Source organism: Maribacter litopenaei, from assembly GCF_025244665.1.
Taxonomy (GTDB): Bacteria; Bacteroidota; Bacteroidia; order Flavobacteriales; family Flavobacteriaceae; genus Maribacter; species Maribacter litopenaei.
Genome location: NZ_CP104205.1, coordinates 2,161,717 through 2,180,114, shown reverse-complemented (window position 1 = coordinate 2,180,114; position 18,398 = coordinate 2,161,717). Strand labels below are relative to the sequence as shown.

At 40.3% G+C, this 18,398-nt stretch carries 22 protein-coding genes and 4 pseudogenes; 10 read left to right on the top strand and 16 right to left on the bottom strand.

Going from position 1 to position 18,398, the window contains the following annotated elements; translation table 11 throughout:
• Positions 1 to 33: 33 nt before the first annotated feature.
• The 7 genes and pseudogenes from NYZ99_RS11810 to NYZ99_RS11790 form a co-directional block, all read right to left on the bottom strand.
• Entirely contained in the window at positions 34 to 765 is a 732-nt protein-coding gene (locus NYZ99_RS11810) for a head GIN domain-containing protein (protein ID WP_260571350.1), read from the bottom strand.
• Positions 766 to 882: 117 nt separating this feature from the next.
• On the bottom strand, positions 883 to 2,226 hold the full coding sequence (locus NYZ99_RS11805; RefSeq protein WP_338038985.1) for a hypothetical protein: 1,344 nt from the start codon (positions 2,224 to 2,226) through the stop codon (positions 883 to 885).
• Positions 2,163 to 2,447 (bottom strand): PspC domain-containing protein, encoded by a 285-nt coding sequence (locus NYZ99_RS21900; RefSeq protein WP_338038984.1) that lies wholly within the window; start codon positions 2,445 to 2,447, stop codon positions 2,163 to 2,165. Before NYZ99_RS21900 ends, NYZ99_RS11805 begins: the two co-directional genes overlap by 64 nt.
• Before the next feature lie 7 nt (positions 2,448 to 2,454).
• Positions 2,455 to 2,703: a hypothetical protein gene (locus NYZ99_RS21895; RefSeq protein WP_338038983.1), complete on the bottom strand. Its 249-nt coding sequence runs from the start codon at positions 2,701 to 2,703 to the stop codon at positions 2,455 to 2,457.
• 2 nt (positions 2,704 to 2,705) lie between these two features.
• Positions 2,706 to 3,040, bottom strand: a pseudogene (locus tag NYZ99_RS11800) (PadR family transcriptional regulator).
• A gap of 160 nt (positions 3,041 to 3,200) precedes the next feature.
• Positions 3,201 to 3,719, bottom strand: a complete 519-nt coding sequence (locus tag NYZ99_RS11795; RefSeq protein ID WP_260571349.1) for a nuclear transport factor 2 family protein — start codon at positions 3,717 to 3,719, stop codon at positions 3,201 to 3,203.
• Entirely contained in the window at positions 3,719 to 4,201 is a 483-nt protein-coding gene (locus tag NYZ99_RS11790; protein ID WP_260571347.1) for a DUF4870 domain-containing protein, read from the bottom strand. Before NYZ99_RS11790 ends, NYZ99_RS11795 begins: the two co-directional genes overlap by 1 nt.
• A 194-nt stretch (positions 4,202 to 4,395) precedes the next feature.
• On the opposite strand from NYZ99_RS11790, the gene NYZ99_RS11785 reads away from it, so the two are divergent.
• From NYZ99_RS11785 to NYZ99_RS11770, 4 genes are all read left to right on the top strand, one after another.
• Positions 4,396 to 4,851: a DUF4442 domain-containing protein gene (locus tag NYZ99_RS11785; RefSeq protein WP_260571345.1), complete on the top strand. Its 456-nt coding sequence runs from the start codon at positions 4,396 to 4,398 to the stop codon at positions 4,849 to 4,851.
• Positions 4,852 to 5,448: a hypothetical protein gene (locus NYZ99_RS11780; RefSeq protein WP_260571344.1), complete on the top strand. Its 597-nt coding sequence runs from the start codon at positions 4,852 to 4,854 to the stop codon at positions 5,446 to 5,448.
• A 51-nt stretch (positions 5,449 to 5,499) separates the two neighbouring features.
• Positions 5,500 to 6,297: a TIGR00266 family protein gene (locus NYZ99_RS11775; protein ID WP_138258511.1), complete on the top strand. Its 798-nt coding sequence runs from the start codon at positions 5,500 to 5,502 to the stop codon at positions 6,295 to 6,297.
• A gap of 153 nt (positions 6,298 to 6,450) precedes the next feature.
• The gene (locus tag NYZ99_RS11770; RefSeq protein WP_260571342.1) at positions 6,451 to 7,104 is read left to right on the top strand and encodes a DUF2461 domain-containing protein; all 654 of its coding nucleotides are present in this window, start codon (positions 6,451 to 6,453) and stop codon (positions 7,102 to 7,104) included.
• A 5-nt stretch (positions 7,105 to 7,109) separates the two neighbouring features.
• Here NYZ99_RS11770 and NYZ99_RS11765 read toward each other — a convergent pair whose 3' ends face one another.
• Genes NYZ99_RS11765 through NYZ99_RS11750 form a run of 4 tightly spaced genes read right to left on the bottom strand, consistent with a single transcriptional unit; the run spans position 7,110 to position 8,677 of the window.
• Entirely contained in the window at positions 7,110 to 7,493 is a 384-nt protein-coding gene (locus NYZ99_RS11765; RefSeq protein ID WP_260571341.1) for an MlrC C-terminal domain-containing protein, read from the bottom strand.
• Positions 7,459 to 7,566 carry a hypothetical protein gene (locus NYZ99_RS11760; RefSeq protein ID WP_260571340.1) on the bottom strand — a complete coding sequence of 36 codons (108 nt, stop codon included), beginning with the start codon at positions 7,564 to 7,566 and terminating at the stop codon, positions 7,459 to 7,461. The genes NYZ99_RS11765 and NYZ99_RS11760 overlap by 35 nt, the downstream gene beginning before the upstream one ends.
• A 29-nt stretch (positions 7,567 to 7,595) precedes the next feature.
• Positions 7,596 to 8,390, bottom strand: a complete 795-nt coding sequence (locus NYZ99_RS11755; RefSeq protein ID WP_260571339.1) for a M81 family metallopeptidase — start codon at positions 8,388 to 8,390, stop codon at positions 7,596 to 7,598.
• Positions 8,387 to 8,677 (bottom strand): M81 family metallopeptidase, encoded by a 291-nt coding sequence (locus NYZ99_RS11750; RefSeq protein ID WP_260571338.1) that lies wholly within the window; start codon positions 8,675 to 8,677, stop codon positions 8,387 to 8,389. The genes NYZ99_RS11755 and NYZ99_RS11750 overlap by 4 nt, the downstream gene beginning before the upstream one ends.
• A 113-nt stretch (positions 8,678 to 8,790) precedes the next feature.
• Between NYZ99_RS11750 and NYZ99_RS11745 the strand changes: the two are divergent.
• The 3 genes and pseudogenes from NYZ99_RS11745 (at position 8,791) to nudK (ending at position 11,772) form a co-directional block, all read left to right on the top strand.
• Positions 8,791 to 10,490 (top strand): annotated as a pseudogene (locus NYZ99_RS11745) (GMC oxidoreductase).
• Between the two features lie 4 nt (positions 10,491 to 10,494).
• Positions 10,495 to 11,088: a gluconate 2-dehydrogenase subunit 3 family protein gene (locus NYZ99_RS11740; RefSeq protein ID WP_260571337.1), complete on the top strand. Its 594-nt coding sequence runs from the start codon at positions 10,495 to 10,497 to the stop codon at positions 11,086 to 11,088.
• Positions 11,089 to 11,172: 84 nt separating this feature from the next.
• On the top strand, positions 11,173 to 11,772 hold the full coding sequence (gene nudK / locus NYZ99_RS11735; RefSeq protein WP_260571335.1) for a GDP-mannose pyrophosphatase NudK: 600 nt from the start codon (positions 11,173 to 11,175) through the stop codon (positions 11,770 to 11,772).
• A gap of 28 nt (positions 11,773 to 11,800) precedes the next feature.
• Here the strand turns inward: nudK and NYZ99_RS11730 are convergent, their stop codons facing one another.
• On the bottom strand, positions 11,801 to 13,069 hold the full coding sequence (locus tag NYZ99_RS11730; RefSeq protein ID WP_260571334.1) for a D-alanyl-D-alanine carboxypeptidase/D-alanyl-D-alanine-endopeptidase: 1,269 nt from the start codon (positions 13,067 to 13,069) through the stop codon (positions 11,801 to 11,803).
• Between the two features lie 185 nt (positions 13,070 to 13,254).
• Between NYZ99_RS11730 and NYZ99_RS11725 the strand changes: the two genes are divergently transcribed.
• On the top strand, positions 13,255 to 13,452 hold the full coding sequence (locus tag NYZ99_RS11725; protein ID WP_260571333.1) for a hypothetical protein: 198 nt from the start codon (positions 13,255 to 13,257) through the stop codon (positions 13,450 to 13,452).
• A gap of 69 nt (positions 13,453 to 13,521) precedes the next feature.
• On the opposite strand, the gene NYZ99_RS11720 is transcribed toward NYZ99_RS11725, so the two are convergent.
• Positions 13,522 to 14,460 carry a LysR substrate-binding domain-containing protein gene (locus tag NYZ99_RS11720; RefSeq protein WP_260571331.1) on the bottom strand — a complete coding sequence of 313 codons (939 nt, stop codon included), beginning with the start codon at positions 14,458 to 14,460 and terminating at the stop codon, positions 13,522 to 13,524.
• Between the two features lie 117 nt (positions 14,461 to 14,577).
• On the opposite strand from NYZ99_RS11720, the pseudogene NYZ99_RS11715 reads away from it, so the two are divergent.
• A pseudogene (locus NYZ99_RS11715) lies at positions 14,578 to 15,058 on the top strand (Dps family protein).
• Between the two features lie 23 nt (positions 15,059 to 15,081).
• Here NYZ99_RS11715 and NYZ99_RS11710 read toward each other — a convergent pair.
• The 3 genes from NYZ99_RS11710 to NYZ99_RS11705 all read right to left on the bottom strand — a co-directional run bounded on the left by NYZ99_RS11710 (position 15,082) and on the right by NYZ99_RS11705 (position 15,956).
• Entirely contained in the window at positions 15,082 to 15,441 is a 360-nt protein-coding gene (locus NYZ99_RS11710; RefSeq protein WP_260571330.1) for an iron chaperone, read from the bottom strand.
• A 97-nt stretch (positions 15,442 to 15,538) separates the two neighbouring features.
• Positions 15,539 to 15,652 (bottom strand): hypothetical protein, encoded by a 114-nt coding sequence (locus NYZ99_RS21890; protein WP_338038982.1) that lies wholly within the window; start codon positions 15,650 to 15,652, stop codon positions 15,539 to 15,541.
• Positions 15,645 to 15,956: a DUF2141 domain-containing protein gene (locus NYZ99_RS11705; RefSeq protein WP_260571329.1), complete on the bottom strand. Its 312-nt coding sequence runs from the start codon at positions 15,954 to 15,956 to the stop codon at positions 15,645 to 15,647. Before NYZ99_RS11705 ends, NYZ99_RS21890 begins: the two co-directional genes overlap by 8 nt.
• A gap of 215 nt (positions 15,957 to 16,171) precedes the next feature.
• On the opposite strand from NYZ99_RS11705, the pseudogene NYZ99_RS11700 reads away from it, so the two are divergent.
• Positions 16,172 to 18,285 (top strand): annotated as a pseudogene (locus NYZ99_RS11700) (TonB-dependent receptor).
• The last annotated feature ends 113 nt before the right edge of the window (positions 18,286 to 18,398 follow it).

Sequence of the window (18,398 nt, the reverse complement as noted above, 5' to 3'; positions counted from 1 at the left end):
TGGGTTCGTTGGTTGATAGGTTAAAATTTACCTTTAATATTTATGCACGCTGCGAGAAACCGATTTGTTCTTTTTAACTGTAGGGTCTCCTTTATAAGATATGTTGCCACCGCTGCTGGCGTCAGCTGTTAGAAGGCCCGAAACATTGACGCTTATGTTAGAACCACTACTTGCTTCTGCACGACATTCCTCTGATACCAAGTCCTTGGCCCTAATGTTTGCACCACTGCTTCCATCCACATACACTTCCTTGGCGTTCCCTGTAATTTCAATATTGGCGCCACTGCTCGCATCTATTTCTACGTGATTGGCGTTCACTTCCACATTCAGAATAGAACCACTACTGGAATCTACATTGATATCATCTCCCTTAATTAGATTTTGTGAGGTCAAGTGAGCTCCACTGGAACTTTCCAAAGAGGTAATGTTCGGTAAAGAAACAAATACCTTTTTAGTAGCTCTACCGATGTTCTCTATGGCATGGATTTTTAATTTTCCATTACGAATATCGGTACCTATAAGGTCAATGATATTTTCGTCCCCTTCCACAGAAATACTGTAGTCAGAAGCTTGGGTCACGTACACTTGAATTCCTTCCGATGCGTGAATCACATTAAAATCCTCGGTTACCTCCCTTGTTTCTTCCACTACGATACCGTTACCGGACTTTCCTGTTCCAAAGTCCCCGAAATTAACGTCGAAGCCGCAGGAGGACAAGAATATGGCAAGTACAAATGCTATGGTTACTCTTACTACTGTTGTCATGATGTTTGTTTTTAGATTGTTGTTTATTGAATGATGTAAAATTGATGTTATATAATCTCTTTATTAAATGATTTCTACTGAATTGTAGTTTTTCATCTCTGAACTGTCATCTTTAAATTAATTCTTTGAAATGGTCTTCCGCATGGTGGTATCGCCGTCCTGGGCCTGTATCTCTATCTTGCTTTCGTTCGCATCGATGTTTATATCCACCTTTTCTTCATCGTTGTCCTTCGCATTGATTCGCACCCCATTTTCATCGATTTTCATTTTAAAGGATTCCCCATCCGTATCGTTGATGTTTATATCGATACCATTTTCGTTGATGCGTACCCTATTATCGGAATCTTCATCAAATTCCATATCTGCTGGACAATCAAGGCATCGTAGTTCATTATCACTTTCCATTTCCCATGTATATCCGTCCAAGTTGTTGGTGTTCCGATCGGTGTCGGCCCTCATTACCCAACTACGACCATCTCCCCGATCATAGGTGAGAACGGTCCCAACAGGAACAAAGACATTCACCCGTACCTCTTGGTCATTAAATTTGCTGTCTCCTGGAATCTGTAGATAATTATTAAATACAAGTTCGTTACCGGTTACAGTATAGTCATAGTTGATGGCTTCCGCGGTTTCCTTGGCCCTCGCAAAGGAAGGACTATTGGCTTCCTTGCGTACCTCGATTCTAAAAATGGTGTCGTTCGATTTTCTGATTCTGAATCGTACATCTTCCGATACCAATATCTTTTCACCATTATCATCATGGGTAATGATCATATTCCCCATATGCATTTTTCGGTCTCTATTGTAGTCGAAAGTGGCCAAGCGTATATTCAATGTATCCACGGGATTTTCAAAATAAACCTCTGTCTCAGATGTGGCACTTCCGGAATAGGCATGTGCTGCGGCTTCCCTTACCCCGAATACAATCAATAATATAATGGATATTAACCAAAGTCCCAAAAGACTGAATTTAGCAATGTTTCCAATAGACTTTAGGTTCTTCACCAAAATTTTCAGGCCTAAATAAAGAAGGAAGAAAAATGGGATTCCTATAGCAAAAAAGGCTAATAATGAAACCAACCAAATTGGCATATTGCTAGAGTTGACAACATTGTAAAAGTCAATTCCCGGTACATGGATCATATCCATGACACCTACTGAAATCAGTCCTACAAAAAGACCAATTAAGGTAGAAGCCCCTATGATGATCAATAAGATTCCTATGAATTTTCCAAAGATTTTGAAAAAGAACATGATAATGTCACCAAGGGTATCAAAAAATGTTTTCCCTCCTTTTTTGACGGTATTGCCTACCTTTTCGTAGTCAACACTTTTTACACGATCCGCAACGTCCTCAAAACCCTCCTTAACCTTACGCTCAATATTGCTAATATTTACTGCTTCGCCACGCATATCCAATTTTTGGGCAGTGGTGGTCGCTTCGGTATCAATATCCAAAGAAGGCCATAAAGAAGTATAAACCCGCCACCGGAACCTATGGTCAAAAAGACCCAAAGGATGCGTATCCATAACGGATCTATTCCCAAGTAATGGGCCGGACCTGAGGAAACCCCCGCAACGTATTTTTGTTCGGTATCACGGTACAATTTTTTTACACGTGGGGCGGGATCTGTGCTCTTGGACTTTGGTTCGTCCTCAAAAATGTCCTCATCCACCATATAATCTTCACGGTTGTCCCATAATGGCGATTACTTCGTCCACTTGCTTTTGGGTGATTACCTGTCTTTCGTTCTCTAATTTTTCGTAGAAGAGTTCTGCGATCCTGGCCTCTATATCGGCCAAAATTTCGTCGCTTCCCGGCGTATTGGCAAAGGAGCGTTTCACGCTTTCCAAATACCTACGCATTTTGTTGTACGCATCCTCGTCTATATGGAAGAGCGTATTTGCTAGATTTATATTTACTGTCTTGTTCATTGTTAGCTGTTTTTTGTGTTGGTTACCAGATTCGTGGCCTTTCTCAATTCATCCCATGTGGTGTCCAGTTCCTTTAAAAAAAGTTTCCCGGTCTCCGTTAGGGTATAGTACTTTCTTGGTGGTCGGAGGTAGATTCTTCCCAACGATAATTGAGAAGCCCGGCGTTTTTTAATCGGGTTAAAAGGGGATAAATAGTCCCTTCAACCACCAGCATTTTGGCATCCTTTAGCGTATCCAGGATTTCCGAGGCGTACTTATCTTGTCCGTTTAAAATGGACAGGATGCAGTACTCCAAGACTCCCTTACGCATCTGCGCTTTTGTATTTTCTACATTCATAATGTCTTTTCTTTTTTATGCGGCCACTTTCTCATTGGGGATTACTCCTTCTGCTTTCTTGTGGTCTGCATGGGTTAACGGTTCGTTTTTTGATTGATGAATAAACATCCTTGATTGATTTTTGATTGATTAGTAAACTCCTATGGGTGTGATGAATACCCTATTTAAACTCTGGTTTATATTGATGATCGAAACTTAATTCCCTTTTTACTTTCCAAGTGTCGCCCTGTTTTATCCACACGTGGGTAAATTGGGCAACGTCTCCTTTTTGATACTCTTTTTTCTCATTTAGGAACTCGAACCTGTGCACTCCATGTTGCAAGGCTCCATAGATTTCTCCATTATTGTACAATGGATAAACCTCCAAGGTGTTGGGCAGCAAAATTCGTTTAGATGCCTGTGGTTCATTCGGATTTCTATCGGCACAATTTTCAATGAACGGAGCTAAAAAAGCCTTCTTGCCATCCGTGAATCCGCTTTTGTCATGATAGAACTCAAAGTCATCGGTAAAGATTTCTTCAAGAACATCGGCGTTACAGGTATTGAAAGCCGCATGGAACAAGATACTGTCCTGTTTTTTCAACTCATTGTACAACTCAGAATCCTTTGCAACCTGTCCAAAAGCCAAACTCGTAAAGAAGGCAACAACGATATATACTATTACTTTTAACAAGGTCATTACTTTATAAATTTAATGGTTAAGGGGTATTGAAAAAGTTGTCCTTCATTGGTTCTGATGGTGGCCAAAATGGTATAGATAATGTTCACCACGAACAATGCACCTTGTAGTAGACCTGTGATTCCCACGGGTATTAGCCAAGTTCCAAACCTAAAGTCATCACTATCTATGTGAAAGTTGAGGTTGTTCCAATTATTTAAGTGGCCAAACCCAAAGAAATCGAAATCGAAAATATTTGGAAAAAAGCCAATGAAAAAAGGAATACTTATAATCCCAAGAATAATAGAGTAGAGTAGAAGGCTAATTTGAAAATTCAAGGCCTGTTTTCCATTATGGTCTACAAACTCATATTCTTTTTTATTGGCCGTCCATAAAATGAGGGGCACAATAAAATTCCCAAAAGGGATAAAGAATTTGGAAAACGTACTCGCATGTATTAATGCGGAGAGGTTTCTTTCGTGTTTTGTTAATGAATCGGTCATGGCTCGTTCTTTAATTTGATGATAGTTTAAGTTACTAGGTTTTAAAAGAATACATTGATTACATAATAACTTACTATGCAAATATATGTTTAAAAGATGGTACTATGTAACACATAGTACTAATATTTAACTTTTTATTAACATTTTAAGATGTTGATAATTATCAATATTTTTAGAAAATAAATAATACTGTAATGGCCGTAAACATACGTAAATTCAATACGTTCACCTTCTTTAAGTTGCCCTCTGCTTGGTGGTGCGGGGTACGTTTAAAATACTTAGATCAACGGAAGGCCGTGGTGACCGTTACCCATAAATGGTTCAACCAAAATCCCTTTAATTCTATGTTTTGGGCTGTGCAGGGCATGGCCGCAGAACTCTCAACAGGGGCCATGATGATTGATCAAATCAATGCGACTGGTAAGAAAATCTCCATGCTTGTGGCCAATAACAATGCCAATTTCTCCAAAAAGGCTACTGGTAAAATCACCTTTACTTGTGAGGATGGACACTTAATTAAAGAAGCTTTGGAGAAAACGATCGCTACGGGAGAAGGACAAACGATTTGGATGAAATCGGTGGGGGTGAATACCGATGGGGTAGTGGTAAGTACCTTTAATTTCGAATGGACGGTACGATTAAAAAGTTGATTGAAATTTTGGAAAGCCATCATCCAAAGCTTGACGAAGGATTTTGTGGACGGTAATTTTAAAACAATGAAACAGTACGAAAGCTTTTCTTTTAAAGAGACCCATGAGTTCACGCCGTGGTGGATGTGGTTATTTTTGATAGTCGCTTTTTCCTTGTCAATCTATAATTTAATTACAAATAGTGTAACGATAGTAAAAACTCAAGGGGAAGTCGATGCATTTACACAGGTTTTGGAAGAATCTAAAGTCACCATCAACATGTGGGCCATATATGCTGTGCTGCTCAGTATTTTATTTATAGCTTTATTTTTGGTCCTTAAATTGGAGATATCTATAAAGGAGCAGGAGCTTCAAATTCATTTTTACCCGTTTTTCAAAAAGAGCATTTCCATTGAGGAAATAAAATCTATTGCCTCCGTTTTATATGCTCCAAAAGGGCTAGGATTACTGGTAAACAAGAATTACGGTAACGTCTACAATATTAAAGCTAAGAAAGGAATCCAAGTACTACTATATAATGGAGATAACTATTTTATTGGGTCTGAAAAAGCTTCTGAGTTAGCAAAACTCCTGAAAGAAAAAGTAGGACAATTGTAACAATTCAGGTAATATCGAAAACTAATACGCATCAACAAAAAACAGAACAAAATGAACGCACACGAAATAGATTACGAGATTTTTGGGGAGGAAATGCAATATGTGGAGATCGAGCTAGATCCGCAAGAGGCTGTGGTGGCCGAAGCCGGTAGCTTTATGATGATGGACACCGATATTAAAATGAATACCATTTTTGGGGACGGTAGCAACCAAGACAATAGCGTATTGGGTAAAATATTTTCAGCCGGTAAACGTATGCTTACCGGAGAAAGCCTGTTTATGACCGCCTTCTTAAACATTGGTCAGGGCAAAAAGAAGGTAAGTTTTGCCTCTCCCTATCCTGGAAAAATCGTTCCCATCGACTTATCTGAACTCGGTGGAAGGTTCATCTGTCAAAAAGATGCTTTTTTATGTGCGGCCAAAGGAGTTTCCGTCGGAATCGAATTCTCAAAAAGATTGGGTCGCGGTCTCTTTGGGGGTGAAGGGTTCATTATGCAAAAATTGGAGGGTGACGGAATGACATTCGTCCATGCAGGTGGTACATTGGCCAAAAAGACGTTGGGGCCAGGTGAAGTTTTAAAAGTAGACACAGGCTGCATTGTTGGATTTACCAAGGATGTGGACTATGATATTGAATTTATCGGTGGTATACGAAATACCATCTTTGGCGGGGAAGGACTCTTTTTTGCTACTCTGAGGGGCCCGGGTACCGTATATATTCAATCGCTACCCTTTAGCCGATTAGCGGGTCGGGTATTGGCCGCAATTCCAAGAGGAGGAAAGGATAAGGGAGAAGGAAGTATTCTAGGTTCCTTAGGTGATTTGTTGGATGGGGATAATAGGTTTTAAAGTTCAAATACAAGCTCAAGAATCAAGTTCAATAGATTCGTTCCAAATCGTATTATTTTTGAAGAACTGATTTGTCACAGGAACTATTAACTATATGTTTTTTTTAAGTTAACTATTGTATTTGAGTTTGACTCTTGAACTTGTATTTTTTCTATGGATTTCAAAAACCTTATCGTCTTTCTCCAGGACCTCAATAAAAATAACAACAAGGAATGGATGGATGCCCATAGAAAATGGTACCATTCCGTCCGGGATGAGTTCATTGATTGGCTCGATGTATTAAATGGGCATTTGTTGCAGGAGTATGACAATTACTATAATACGCCCGGTAGAAAGGGAATTAATAGAATTAACAACAATCTGCTATATCATCCAAACCGTCCTATCTATAAGGATCATTTTGGAGCCGGCTTGGACAAGCGACCCAACACGGGCGATTTTTATATTGAAATAGGTATTGAGGAATCAATGTTCGCCGGAGGACTTTGGCGACCTGAACCTAAAAAATTATCCAGCCTTAGGGATGCCATCGATTACAATGGGGAGGAATTGGAAGCCATTTTGACAAAACCCACTTTCAAGAATACTTTTGGAGGACTCGTAAAGGATGTACGGTTGACACGCCCACCGAAAGGATTTTCAGAGCATCATCCGCATATCCATTTGTTAAAGCATAAAACCTTTGCGGTGATGACAAAATTTAGCAATGAGGAACTGTTCAAGCCCAATTTTAACGAAAAGGTTTTCGATGTTTATCGCGAAATGCTTCCGTTTAGGAACTATTTAAACCAAGCTATTTCGGTATAAGCCGACTATTTATTTGAGGCTGGAATTAACCGCGCACTCAAGTCCGGTGTTTCCATATCGGCATCCAATGGGAACATAGGTCTTTTGATATTTTTGTAACCCAATCGTTCCAAGTCCTGGTCTACACCACCGGGAGTCAAGGCCATGATCCAATCACCGCGCATGTCGTACAATTCGGGAACCAAATACCCAATTTTAACCACTATTATGTCCGATTCCGTGGGTTTTAGTCCCAAATTGGTGAAATCGCTTTTATGGTGGTACGGCTTTCGCTTTTTGGTCACGATAACATGCACACTACCTACTTTTACCACTACTTCCACTTCGGCATCCCTATCACCTTCATGTATGGCCTCAATTGTACCGAGATAGCTCCACAGGATCGGCATACCGGTCATCTACGGCTGCACCTGCCGTTGCTGAAATTTGTCCGCCAACCCCAATTTCCATGGCTTTCTCCACAAATTCAGGTCCTGGTACGGAAGCGTATATCAATGTAGATCCATCGCTGGATTTAAATTCGGTCTTTGTAAGATTTTGTCCAAGGTCCAAGTGACATCGCCTGCTCCTCCAGCAGTAGGATTATCCCCCATATCGCTAATCATATAGGGCTTTTTATCGCTATTCAATGCCAATTGCAAGCTTTCTTCCAAAGTTCCGACGGGGGCTACAAACTCAAATTCGTTACGAACGTCCCAAAAGGCGTTTGCCAATTTTTCGGCCCCTGCAGTAACCTTTTCCTTATCGTCACCGGTAACCATCACCACCGCATGGTTTACGGGTTCGTCCGCCCAAGCATAGCCAATCCAAATTGCGGCATCAATAATCCCTTCTTGGTCCGCTACCTCGGGAACTTTGGCATAAAGGCTTTTCCCTGGTTCAATGCGCGTACTGGTTTTTTCTCCAGGCAATAAAATGGGAACTGGAATCCATGCCTTATAGGCCGGTTTTCCCTTGCCAGTTTCCAACCGTTCCAATAATAATCGAACGGAACGTTCTTTCGATTCTAGCGCATCCTCGTGTGGCGCCATTCGGTAACAAGTAATAAGGTCGCTATGTTTGGCCAATGTTTCCGACACATTTCCGTGTAGATCCATGGAGGTGGAAATCAACACTTCAGGCCCAACCACTTCCCGGATTCGTTGGATCAAGTCTCCTTCGGCATCTTCCAGTCCTACCACGCTCATCGCCCCATGAATATCAAAGAACAATCCGTCGTAGGGCATGCCTTCTTTCAGCATTTTCAACGATTTGTCTACCATGGATTCATAGGCTTCCCTAGTCACAATGCCTCCAGGGAGGGATTTCCCAAGTAAAGTAGGTACCCAATCCGCACGTTTTCTAATATCGGTCCCTTCATCAAAAAATGAATAGCGACCAAAGATGGAGTCACCAATTCGGCGTGAAAGGCGGCCTCCTCGGTTTGGGCCGGCGAAAAAGTACTGGATTCAATACCGATTCCCGCAATGGCAATTCTTGGTAATTCTGTATTGGTTTCTTCTGTTTTGGATTGGTCCTTGCAGCTCAAATACAATAAAGTCAATAGGACAAATAAGAGGCTATTTTTTTTCATTAAGTCGGATTAAATTTTCTTAAAAATAGCACTTATTTTCTGCATAGTATAACAGTAAACTATTGTCATATTCTTGATAAACTATATCTTTAACAGGTTAACTTATAATTTTTATGGCCAATTTTAATATAGACGCAAAAAAAGACGTGACCTATGATGCCATTGTGGTAGGTTCTGGAATCAGTGGTGGATGGGCAGCAAAGGAACTCTGTGAAAAGGGACTTAAAACATTGGTACTTGAGAGAGGTCCTATAGTGGAACATGTGGTGGATTACAAAACCATGCACTGGGACCCATGGGATATGGAATACAGAGGGGGACTTACGCCTGAGGAGAAAAAGAAACACTATAAGAACATCCGCTCTGGATGGGTTGGAAAGGATACGGAACACTTTTGGGCCGATGATGAAGCCAACCCATACACGGAAGAAAAACCCTTTCTTTGGCTTCGTGGACACCAAATGGGTGGAAAATCCCTGCTTTGGGGGAAACAGACCTATCGTTGGAGTGACCTGGATTTTGAGGCCAATGCCAAGGATGGACACGGTGTGGATTGGCCTATACGATATAAGGATATAGAACCTTGGTATACCTATGTGGAGAAATTTGCAGGGATTAGTGGCGAGGCCTTGGGGTTGCCACAGCTACCGGATAGCCACTTTCTTCCACCTATGGAACTCAATTGCGTGGAGAAACATGTGAAGGAACGGATTGAAAAGAATTTTGAAGGAAGAAACCTAATTATTGGAAGGGTCGCCCATTTGACCCAACCGCATAATGGGAGGGGTCAGTGTCAATATCGTAATAGATGTAGCAGGGGATGTCCATATGGTGCCTATTTTAGTAGTAATGCGGTAACCTTGCCCGCTGCGAATACAACCGGTAACCTAACCATTAGGCCCTATTCTATTGTACAGGAAGTTATCTATGATGATGTAAAAGGCAAAGCTACCGGGGTTCGTATTATTGATGCGGAAACCAACGAGGTTATTGAATATTCGTCTAAAATTATCTTTGTGAATGCTTCGGCCCTAAGTACGGCCCACATCCTAATGAACTCAAAATCCAAGAGGTTCGAAAATGGATTGGGGAACGATAGTGGTGAGTTAGGACACAATCTTATGGATCATACCTATAGAGTAGGTGCTATTGGTAAAGTGGACGGATTTGAAGATAAGTATTACAAGGGAAGAAGACCTAACGGCATTTATATCCCGAGATATGTAAACATTGATGAAAAGTCTAAGTCAGATAAATTTGTTAGAGGATTCGGTTTCCAAGGAGGAGGTTATAGAGGGGGCAACCCGGCCAATGAGGAGTCTTTTGGGGCCGACTTTAAGGATGGAATCCTAAAACCAGGCGGATGGGAGTTCTTCATCACAGGTTTTGCCGAATGCTTGCCTTATCACGATAATAAAATAAGTTTGAATCATGAGGTCTTGGATAAATGGGGTCAACCTACCTTAACCATTGATGCCGAGTTCAAAGAGAACGAAAAGGCGCTGAACAAGCAAATTCAGGAGGATGCCGTGGAGATGTTGCAAACAGCCGGACTAAAAGATGTGATGGGCTTTGATAAGGAACATCCACCAGGATATGGGGTTCATGAAATGGGTACTGCCGAATGGGTAGAGATCCGAAAACCTCGGTTTTGAATGGATTTAACCAAATACACGCGGCCAAAAATGTATTTGTAACCGATGGGGCCTGTATGACGTCTTCGTCTTGTGTGAATCCTTCATTGACTTATATGGCGATTACCGCTAGGGCTGCCGACCATGCTGTATCCGAATTGAAAAAATTTAATATCTAAGATCATGGATAGAAGAAAAGCACTTAAGAAAACCGGATTATTGGCGGGAGCCACCCTTGCAATGCCTTCATTTTTATCCCTTCTGCAGTCGTGCAAAAATGAAACTAGGTTGGATTGGCAACCGGAATTTTTCACAGAGGAAGAGGCTAAAACTATTGCAGTATTGATCGATACTATTTTACCCACAACAGATACTCCTGGCGGATTGGATGTAAAGGCGGATATGTTCATCGATAAGGTTGTTGCCCATACCTACGATGCTGAAGGGCAAAAAAATATGCAAAATGCCATTGCAGAATTCAATGCTAGGAGCAAGGAGAAGTACGGTTCAATCTTTCCTGAACTGAGCGATGCCGATAAAACAGCGATGTTAAAAGAAGAGGAGGCCAATGATCCAAAGTTCAATCCAGGTGTTTGGGGAACAACGGTGGGGGATCAAAAACCCGTAGGTTTTTATAGATCTATGAAGTCCATGGCCATTTGGGCATATTTTACCTCGGAGGAAATGGGGGAGAACGTATTAAGTTATGACCCCATCCCAGGCGGATATGAAGCTTGTAAGCCGCTTTCAGAAGTCGGGAATCGCTGGAGTATTTAAGAGAACAAATTTTAAAATAGTGTTGAACCGGGTTTAAAAGAATATTTTAAATCCGGTTTTACTTTACAGGGAAAATTGAAAAGGATGGGAAATTCTAAAATTAGAAATATCAAAAAGCAATTACTATCCGATAATTGGTACACATTGAATAAGTTCTCTTTCGAATACCAAAAAGATGATGGTACCTGGGAAGAACAACATAGGGAAGCATACGACCGAGGTAATGGTGCTGCCATTTTGCTCTATAACAGAAAAAAGCAAACGGTAATACTTACACGACAGTTTCGAATGCCTACTTATGTTAACGGGAATGAAGATGGTATGATGATAGAAGTATGCGCCGGTCTTTTAGATGGAGACCACCCTGAGGATTGTATTAAAAAGGAAACAGAGGAAGAAACCGGATATCAAATCGAAAACGTTAAAAAGGTGATTGAAACCTATATGTCGCCAGGATCGGTCACTGAAATCCTTTATTTGTTTGTAGGGGAATACGAAGACCAAATGAAAATTAGTGAAGGTGGAGGGGCGGATGACGAGACCGAAAACATAGAGGTTTTGGAAATCCGGTTTGAAAAAGCCTTACAAATGATACTTTCAGGCGAAATCTGCGATGCTAAAACGATTTTGCTTTTGCAATACGCCCGAGATACATGGTTTATTGGAGTAGAAAATTCATGGTGAAAGATTTTGAGTCACAAATCAATCTAAACTAATATCTGTCCCTTAGCGTTTCAAATATTGCCTGCATCTGTTCCTTTACTTCGGATGAGGAATGCCTAAAGTGATTGTTCATAAAACTAAAGAGTAATAGCTTCCCTTTTTTGGTTCTTAAATAGCCACTTAAGCAGTAATTATTACTTAAACTACCCGATTTTGCAAAAATATACGGTTCTTGATTTCCGGAATACCACGATTTTAAGGTGCCTGAAACACCTCCTGTTGGGAAAATCATTAGGAGTCGTTCTTCCGGAAGTTCTCTATACAGTTGGTTCAAGACGTATACCATGGATTGAGGTGTAAAGAGATTATAACGGGAAAGTCCCGATCCGTCTACCCATCGGGGTTCTTGAGGAATTCCCTTAAGGTTATTTTCCAATATGTAGTTTCGAGCATTTTCAGAATTTAATGTGTCTGTCAATATTCCGGAGGCCATAATGAGCAATTGTTCGGCAATAAAATTATCACTCTCGTGCATCAGTCGTACGTATAGGGAATCCATATCAATCCCATAAAGTGTTTTCTTTTCACCCTCGGGCATTTTGAGTACTATGTTTATGGGTTTTACTAAGGATTCCTCCAGTATTGAACCAACGGTTTTTTTATCCGTTTTAAAAGGAATTTCCAATGAATCCCTTGCTGTCTTATCAAAATAGAAAACATTTCTATTTTTTTCCCGATTCCAAGCATTTTGAATCTGGACTACACTATCCGTAAAATAATTTGGAGAAACACTATAAGTTGGAGTGTCATGAATCATCACTGTATTTCCAAAAATGGGAAAGGCACTCCGTTCAGGAGAGTAGTACCAACTTAAATCATCCCAAGACCAACCTGGGCCCATGGGGGTATCCTGAAAATTGGGATAACAAAAAGCCAAATTATCACTATTCTTTAGGAAGGTATATGCAGTGCTGTCCTTTAAGTAATGGTGTAAAAAGGAGGGATCTCCAGTTCCCTCAAAATATAAGGTATCATTATGATGTATATAGTTAAGGGCGGGCGCTTTTTTCGGCAGTGTTTTTAAGGCCGTGTATAGTGTAAAAATTTTGGTGTTGCTGGCAGGGGTAAAATATTTATCACTATTGTAATCATAAAGAGTGTCCCTTGAAATGGGGTCCACGACCAAAAATCCAGTAAATTGGTTATTGAAGAAGGAAGAATCTAAGCTTTTGTCAATTGATTTATGAACCCTTTTTTTTAAGCTGGCACAGCCGAATACGAGACCTGATAGCAGTAAGAGGATGGAGATTTTCTTCATTTAAATGTATTGTATTTTATTGTTAACCAATATTTTAGGAATTAAAAATTGATTTTGTTATATTCCATGAAATCAAATCCTGAAGTGGTTTAACATTTTTTAATCGATTTTAACTTTTTGACCACAATATTATATTCACTTTGGGGTTTAAATTTACACAACAACTAATTTAAAAACGTGTTTAGATGAAAAGAACAATGTTGGAGTACAGTAAAACAGTGCTCCAAAAGGTTAGTTTTGACGCCAAATTGTTTTACAAGGAGCTTAAAAAGGCCCTTGAGCGATTGCTACCGGAAGAGGTAGCAGAATTAAAGATCTGGTTGGAAACTTTTGTAGTCGACAAACCAGAGTTGAAACCAAGTTTAACGTATCTTAAAGCATAAGAAAAAGCCACTGAAAAGTGGCTTTTTTAATGTTTATTCTTACCCTAAGAGGTTTTACAATTCAAAGAATTATTTATTAAGCGGGCTAATTATTTTTACGTCCTGAAAGGCAATGGCCCCCCTAACCACTCCTGAAATAACGTTACGTAGGGCTTCGGTAATCTGGATTTTAAGTTCACTTTTATGGTAAATTAAGCTTACCTCACGTGCTGGGGAAGGCTCTTTAAAATATTTCAGATTTTGTTTTTTGTCATCTTCCAGTTCCAAGGTATTTAAAAAAGGAAGTAGTGTCATTCCTAAGCCCTCATTGGAGAGATTTATTAATGTCTCGAAACTTCCACTCTGTAATTGAAAATGATCACCACCCAATTTTTTTGGGGCTTTACATAAATTTAGTACTCCTTCCCTAAAACAGTGTCCGTCTTGCAATAAGAGTATATCCGAAACGTCAAGATTCTCAACCTCCAATGTGGAATAGCTTCCCAATCTATGATTTTTTGGAACATAGCCTACAAACGGTTCATAATACAAAGGTCTTTCTATAATGGTATCCACCTCTAGAGGTGTTGCCGCAATGGCCGCATCCAAATGCCCATCCTGTAGATTTTCAATTAATGACTCTGTGTTTTGCTCCTTTAAAATGAGATTTACCTTGGGATATTTCGTAATGAAGGTTTTAAGAAACATAGGTAATAGGGTAGGCATAATAGTGGGTATGATACCTAACGTGTAATCTCCTCCTATATATCCTTTTTCCTGGTCAACGATATCCTTGATCCTATTGGCCTCGTTGACGATATTTTTGGCCTGGGCCACAATTTTCTTACCTACCTCAGTAACGGATATAGGCTTTTTTCCACGGTCGAAAATTTGCACATCCAACTCATCTTCAAGTTTTTGCACCTGCATACTTAAAGTAGGCTGGGTTACAAAACTTTTTTCCGCGGCCAAGGTAAAATTTTGGTATTCCGCAACGGCCAGTACATATCTTAATTGAGTAATTGTCATGCTAGTGGTTTTGATGATAAAGGTATAAAAACTATCAATATTACTTATGATAATCATCATTTTTATTCAATATATTTATACTTAGTATTGTAATTGATAACTTATAAATACACAGATATGAAATTGAATAGTATAGGATTGGAAACGGACAAATCCAAAGTGATAAGTAAAGATCTAAATGTGCTTTTAGCCAATTTTCAAAGGTATTATCAAAACTTACGTGGTATACATTGGAATATTAAGGGTAAGCGATTCTTTGACTTACATCTAAAGTTTGAGGAGTTATATACCGATGCCAACACTAAAGTGGACATGGTAGCAGAACGTATCTTAACCCTTGGAGGTGTTCCTACCCATACCTTTGAGGACTATATTTCTGTAGCCTCGGTGCCCGTGGGCAAGAATATTACCAAGGATGATGATGCCATTAGGTTAATTGTGGATTCATTAAAGGAATTGTTGACAATTGAAAGGGGTATTTTAAAAGCTTCGGATGAGGCTGATGACGAGGGAACAAATTCAATGATGAGCGATTTTATTACCGAGCAGGAAAAAACCGTCTCGGATGATGAAAGCCTGGTTGGCCGAAGATATTTAAGAAATATGTAATCATCAATATGGTCAGTTACTCAGTTCCCGGACTTTATAACTGACCATTCTTTTTATAAGCTCTAATGGCAGTTGCTCGTTAAAGGGAAATTGAACCGAACCTTTTCCCTGTTTATATTTAGAGAGATGTTCCGCAAAAGCTTCATGTGTGTTAGGTGTGGCATAGAAGCCAAAATGATTTTTCTGCGCCGCAAAATAGACCAATGGCTTCCCGTTGAGTTTAAAGGCAGGCATCCCATAACTAATTCCTTCTACGGCATCGGGGGCAGTTTCCTTTACCAGTTTTCTTAGAATCCTTAATTTTTCCTGTATTTCAAACGGAAAATGGGCAACGTACTCCTCAAAATTTGATGCTTTGATCATATTGGGCATAGGAAATGGAATTGGTGACCTATTAAAATTAGGAAATTCAAGCCATAAAAAAAGACTTCCAAATGGAAGTCTTTTCGTTTTCTGATTGATGATATATTTAGAAGCGTACCCTAAATTCTAAATCGATATCGGTTACTTCAAATTTAGACCCTTCAAAACTTGGGAGTCCAAAAGACATTTCACCAGAGGTAGCATAACTTTCCTTAGGCATTCCGAGAAGGTTCAAAATCCATACGTTGGTTACTGTTTTTGTCATGCATCAACATGAGGGCAAATGTCCCGGGGGCAACATCTGAAAATGTAAGGGTCACTTCCCCTGTGGATGCGTCCACACTTTTGTTCTGTATCCCAGGCCCTTTCATAAAGGTGTCGGCCGTGTGGAGGGAACCAATAATCTGTCCCTCGTCCGACAGTACATTTTCAATAGTTACAGTAACGTTTACCCCATTTTGCTGCTGGGCATTCATGACCATACTTGTGAATACAATTCCTAAAATAATTCCTAATTTTTTCATTACTCAAAGTTTTAAAGTTATTGGATAGTCCAAAATTCATGGTTTCCTACTGCTCTTAAAAAATACGTTTACCGAGTTGTTGTTTTTTAGGAGTGAAATGTTTTTTTCTTTTTTGGCATCAATTCAGAAGGGTAAATCCACAGTTGGGTCAACGTGAATTTGGTTGTGTTTTTGTTTGATGGAGTTTTGTCCTGTAATCAATCAGGAAAGACAACATGAAAACTTTGTATCAACTTATCTTCATTTGCATGACAGCCGGATCCTTTGCTCAAACGGTAGTTTCCGGAACAGTGACAGATGTAAAAAATACTCCGATAGAAGGCGCCAATGTTTATTTGGAAGGCACCTATGACGGAGCCTCTACTGACACCCAAGGCACTTTTTCTTTTGAGACGACCGAAACAGGTTCACAGAACTTACTCGTTTCCATGCTATCTTTTGAATCCTATTCCATGGTAGGTGATGTAACCTATCTAAATGACCTGAAAATCACCCTTCGCGAGGCACTGAACGAATTAACTGGGGTGACCTTAACGGCCGGTAGCTTTAAGGCGGGGGACAACTCCAAAGCGTCGGTATTGAAACCGTTGGATATAGTTACGACCGCCGGTGCAGCGGGCGATTTTGTGGCCGCATTACAAATACTACCAGGGACCAGTACGGTAAACGAGGATGGAAGGCTGTTCGTAAGGGGAGGAGCTGCCGGGGAAACACAGGTGTTCATTGATGGCTTACGGGTTTTTCAACCCTTTAGCGCCACTGCGAACAATATGCCCACAAGAGGAAGGTTTTCCCCATTTCTTTTTAAAGGAATTACGTTTAGCACTGGGGGTTATTCCGCAGAATACGGCCAGGCACTATCCAGTGTATTGCTTCTAAATACAAGCGATATCCCGTAACAGGAAAAGACCGATATTTCCATCATGTCCGTTGGGGGAGGAGTAGGACATACCGAGATTTGGGGACAGGAATCCCTGAGCATTAATGCCAACTACTTGAACTTGGCGCCATATCAACTATTAGTACCCTCCAATCAGGATATGCGATGGAACAAACCCTATGAATCCATTTCAGGGGAAGCGGTATTCAGAAGCTTGAGAGACAAAAGTATGTTCAAACTCTACACAGGGTTCAATCATTCTAATTTGGATATCGCTCAGGCCGACATCAATTTTGAGGAATATGTGCCTTTTAGCCTTCAAAATAACAATCTATATCTTAACGCCTCCCACAAACATTTTTTTGAGGACGAGTGAATCCTTACCACAGGTGCCAGCATATCCAGTGATGGAAATGATATTGTCATTTTGGACAATGAGATAGATTCCAAGGAAGTTGCCGGCCACTTAAAGACCAAAGTAGGTAAGAATTTCAGCAATCGGTTCCAATTGAATTTTGGCACGGAATATTTTATGCAAAACTTTGATGAAACCTTTGCCAGTGCTGGAATCGACCCATTTCAAAACGGTTTTAATGACGGATTATGGGCCGGTTTTGTGGAAGCCGATATCTATTTTAGCAATCGTTTTGCCATGAAACTCGGGGGAAGAATGGAAAACAGCAAACTTTTGGGGCAAACAACACTTTCGCCAAGGTTTTCCTTAGCCTATAAAAGCGGGGAGAAGGGTCAGTTTTCATTGGCATACGGGGATTTTTACGGAACCCTTGGCAGGAATACCTGAAGTTTTCCCAAAACCTGGAAGCCGAAAGGACATCGCACTATATTTTGAACTATCAGCTTTTGGAAAACGGACGGACCTTTAGGGCCGAAGCCTACTATAAAAATTATGACCGACTCGTAAAGTTCGATACCGATATGCCACAATTCAATTCGGTTTTCAATAATAACGGAGGTGGCTATGCCACGGGACTGGATATTTTCCGGCGGGACAGCAAAAGCATTAAAAACTTGGATTATTGGATTTCCTATTCCTTTTTGGATACGGAGCGCGATTACCGAAATTTTAGGGAAAAGGCCACTCCCAACTTTGCGCCGAAACACAGTTTCTCCTTGGTCACTAAATATTGGGTAGAAGATTGGCGCTCCCAAGTCGGGTTTTCGTATAATTATGGCGCTGGAAGGCCCTATAACGACCCTAACAAGGCCGAATTCCTTAGCGAAAAAACCAAATCCTATAATAACTTGAGTGTGAACTGGGCATATTTGTTGTCACAGCAAAAAATCCTGTACTTTTCAATAAGTAATGTGGCGGGATTCAATAATGTGAATGGTTATCAATATGCGAACACACCTAATGACTTGGGCGTTTTTGAGCGGAGGACCATTCGCCCCAATGCGGATACTTTCTTTTTCGTGGGTTTCTTTTGAATCATCAGTCAGGATAAAAAAAGCAATCAATTGGATAATCTTTAAATCGCTCATCTTGACGGGATATTGCCGAATGCCTGTACAATTATTAGAAAGCGTCAGGGAATTTGGTA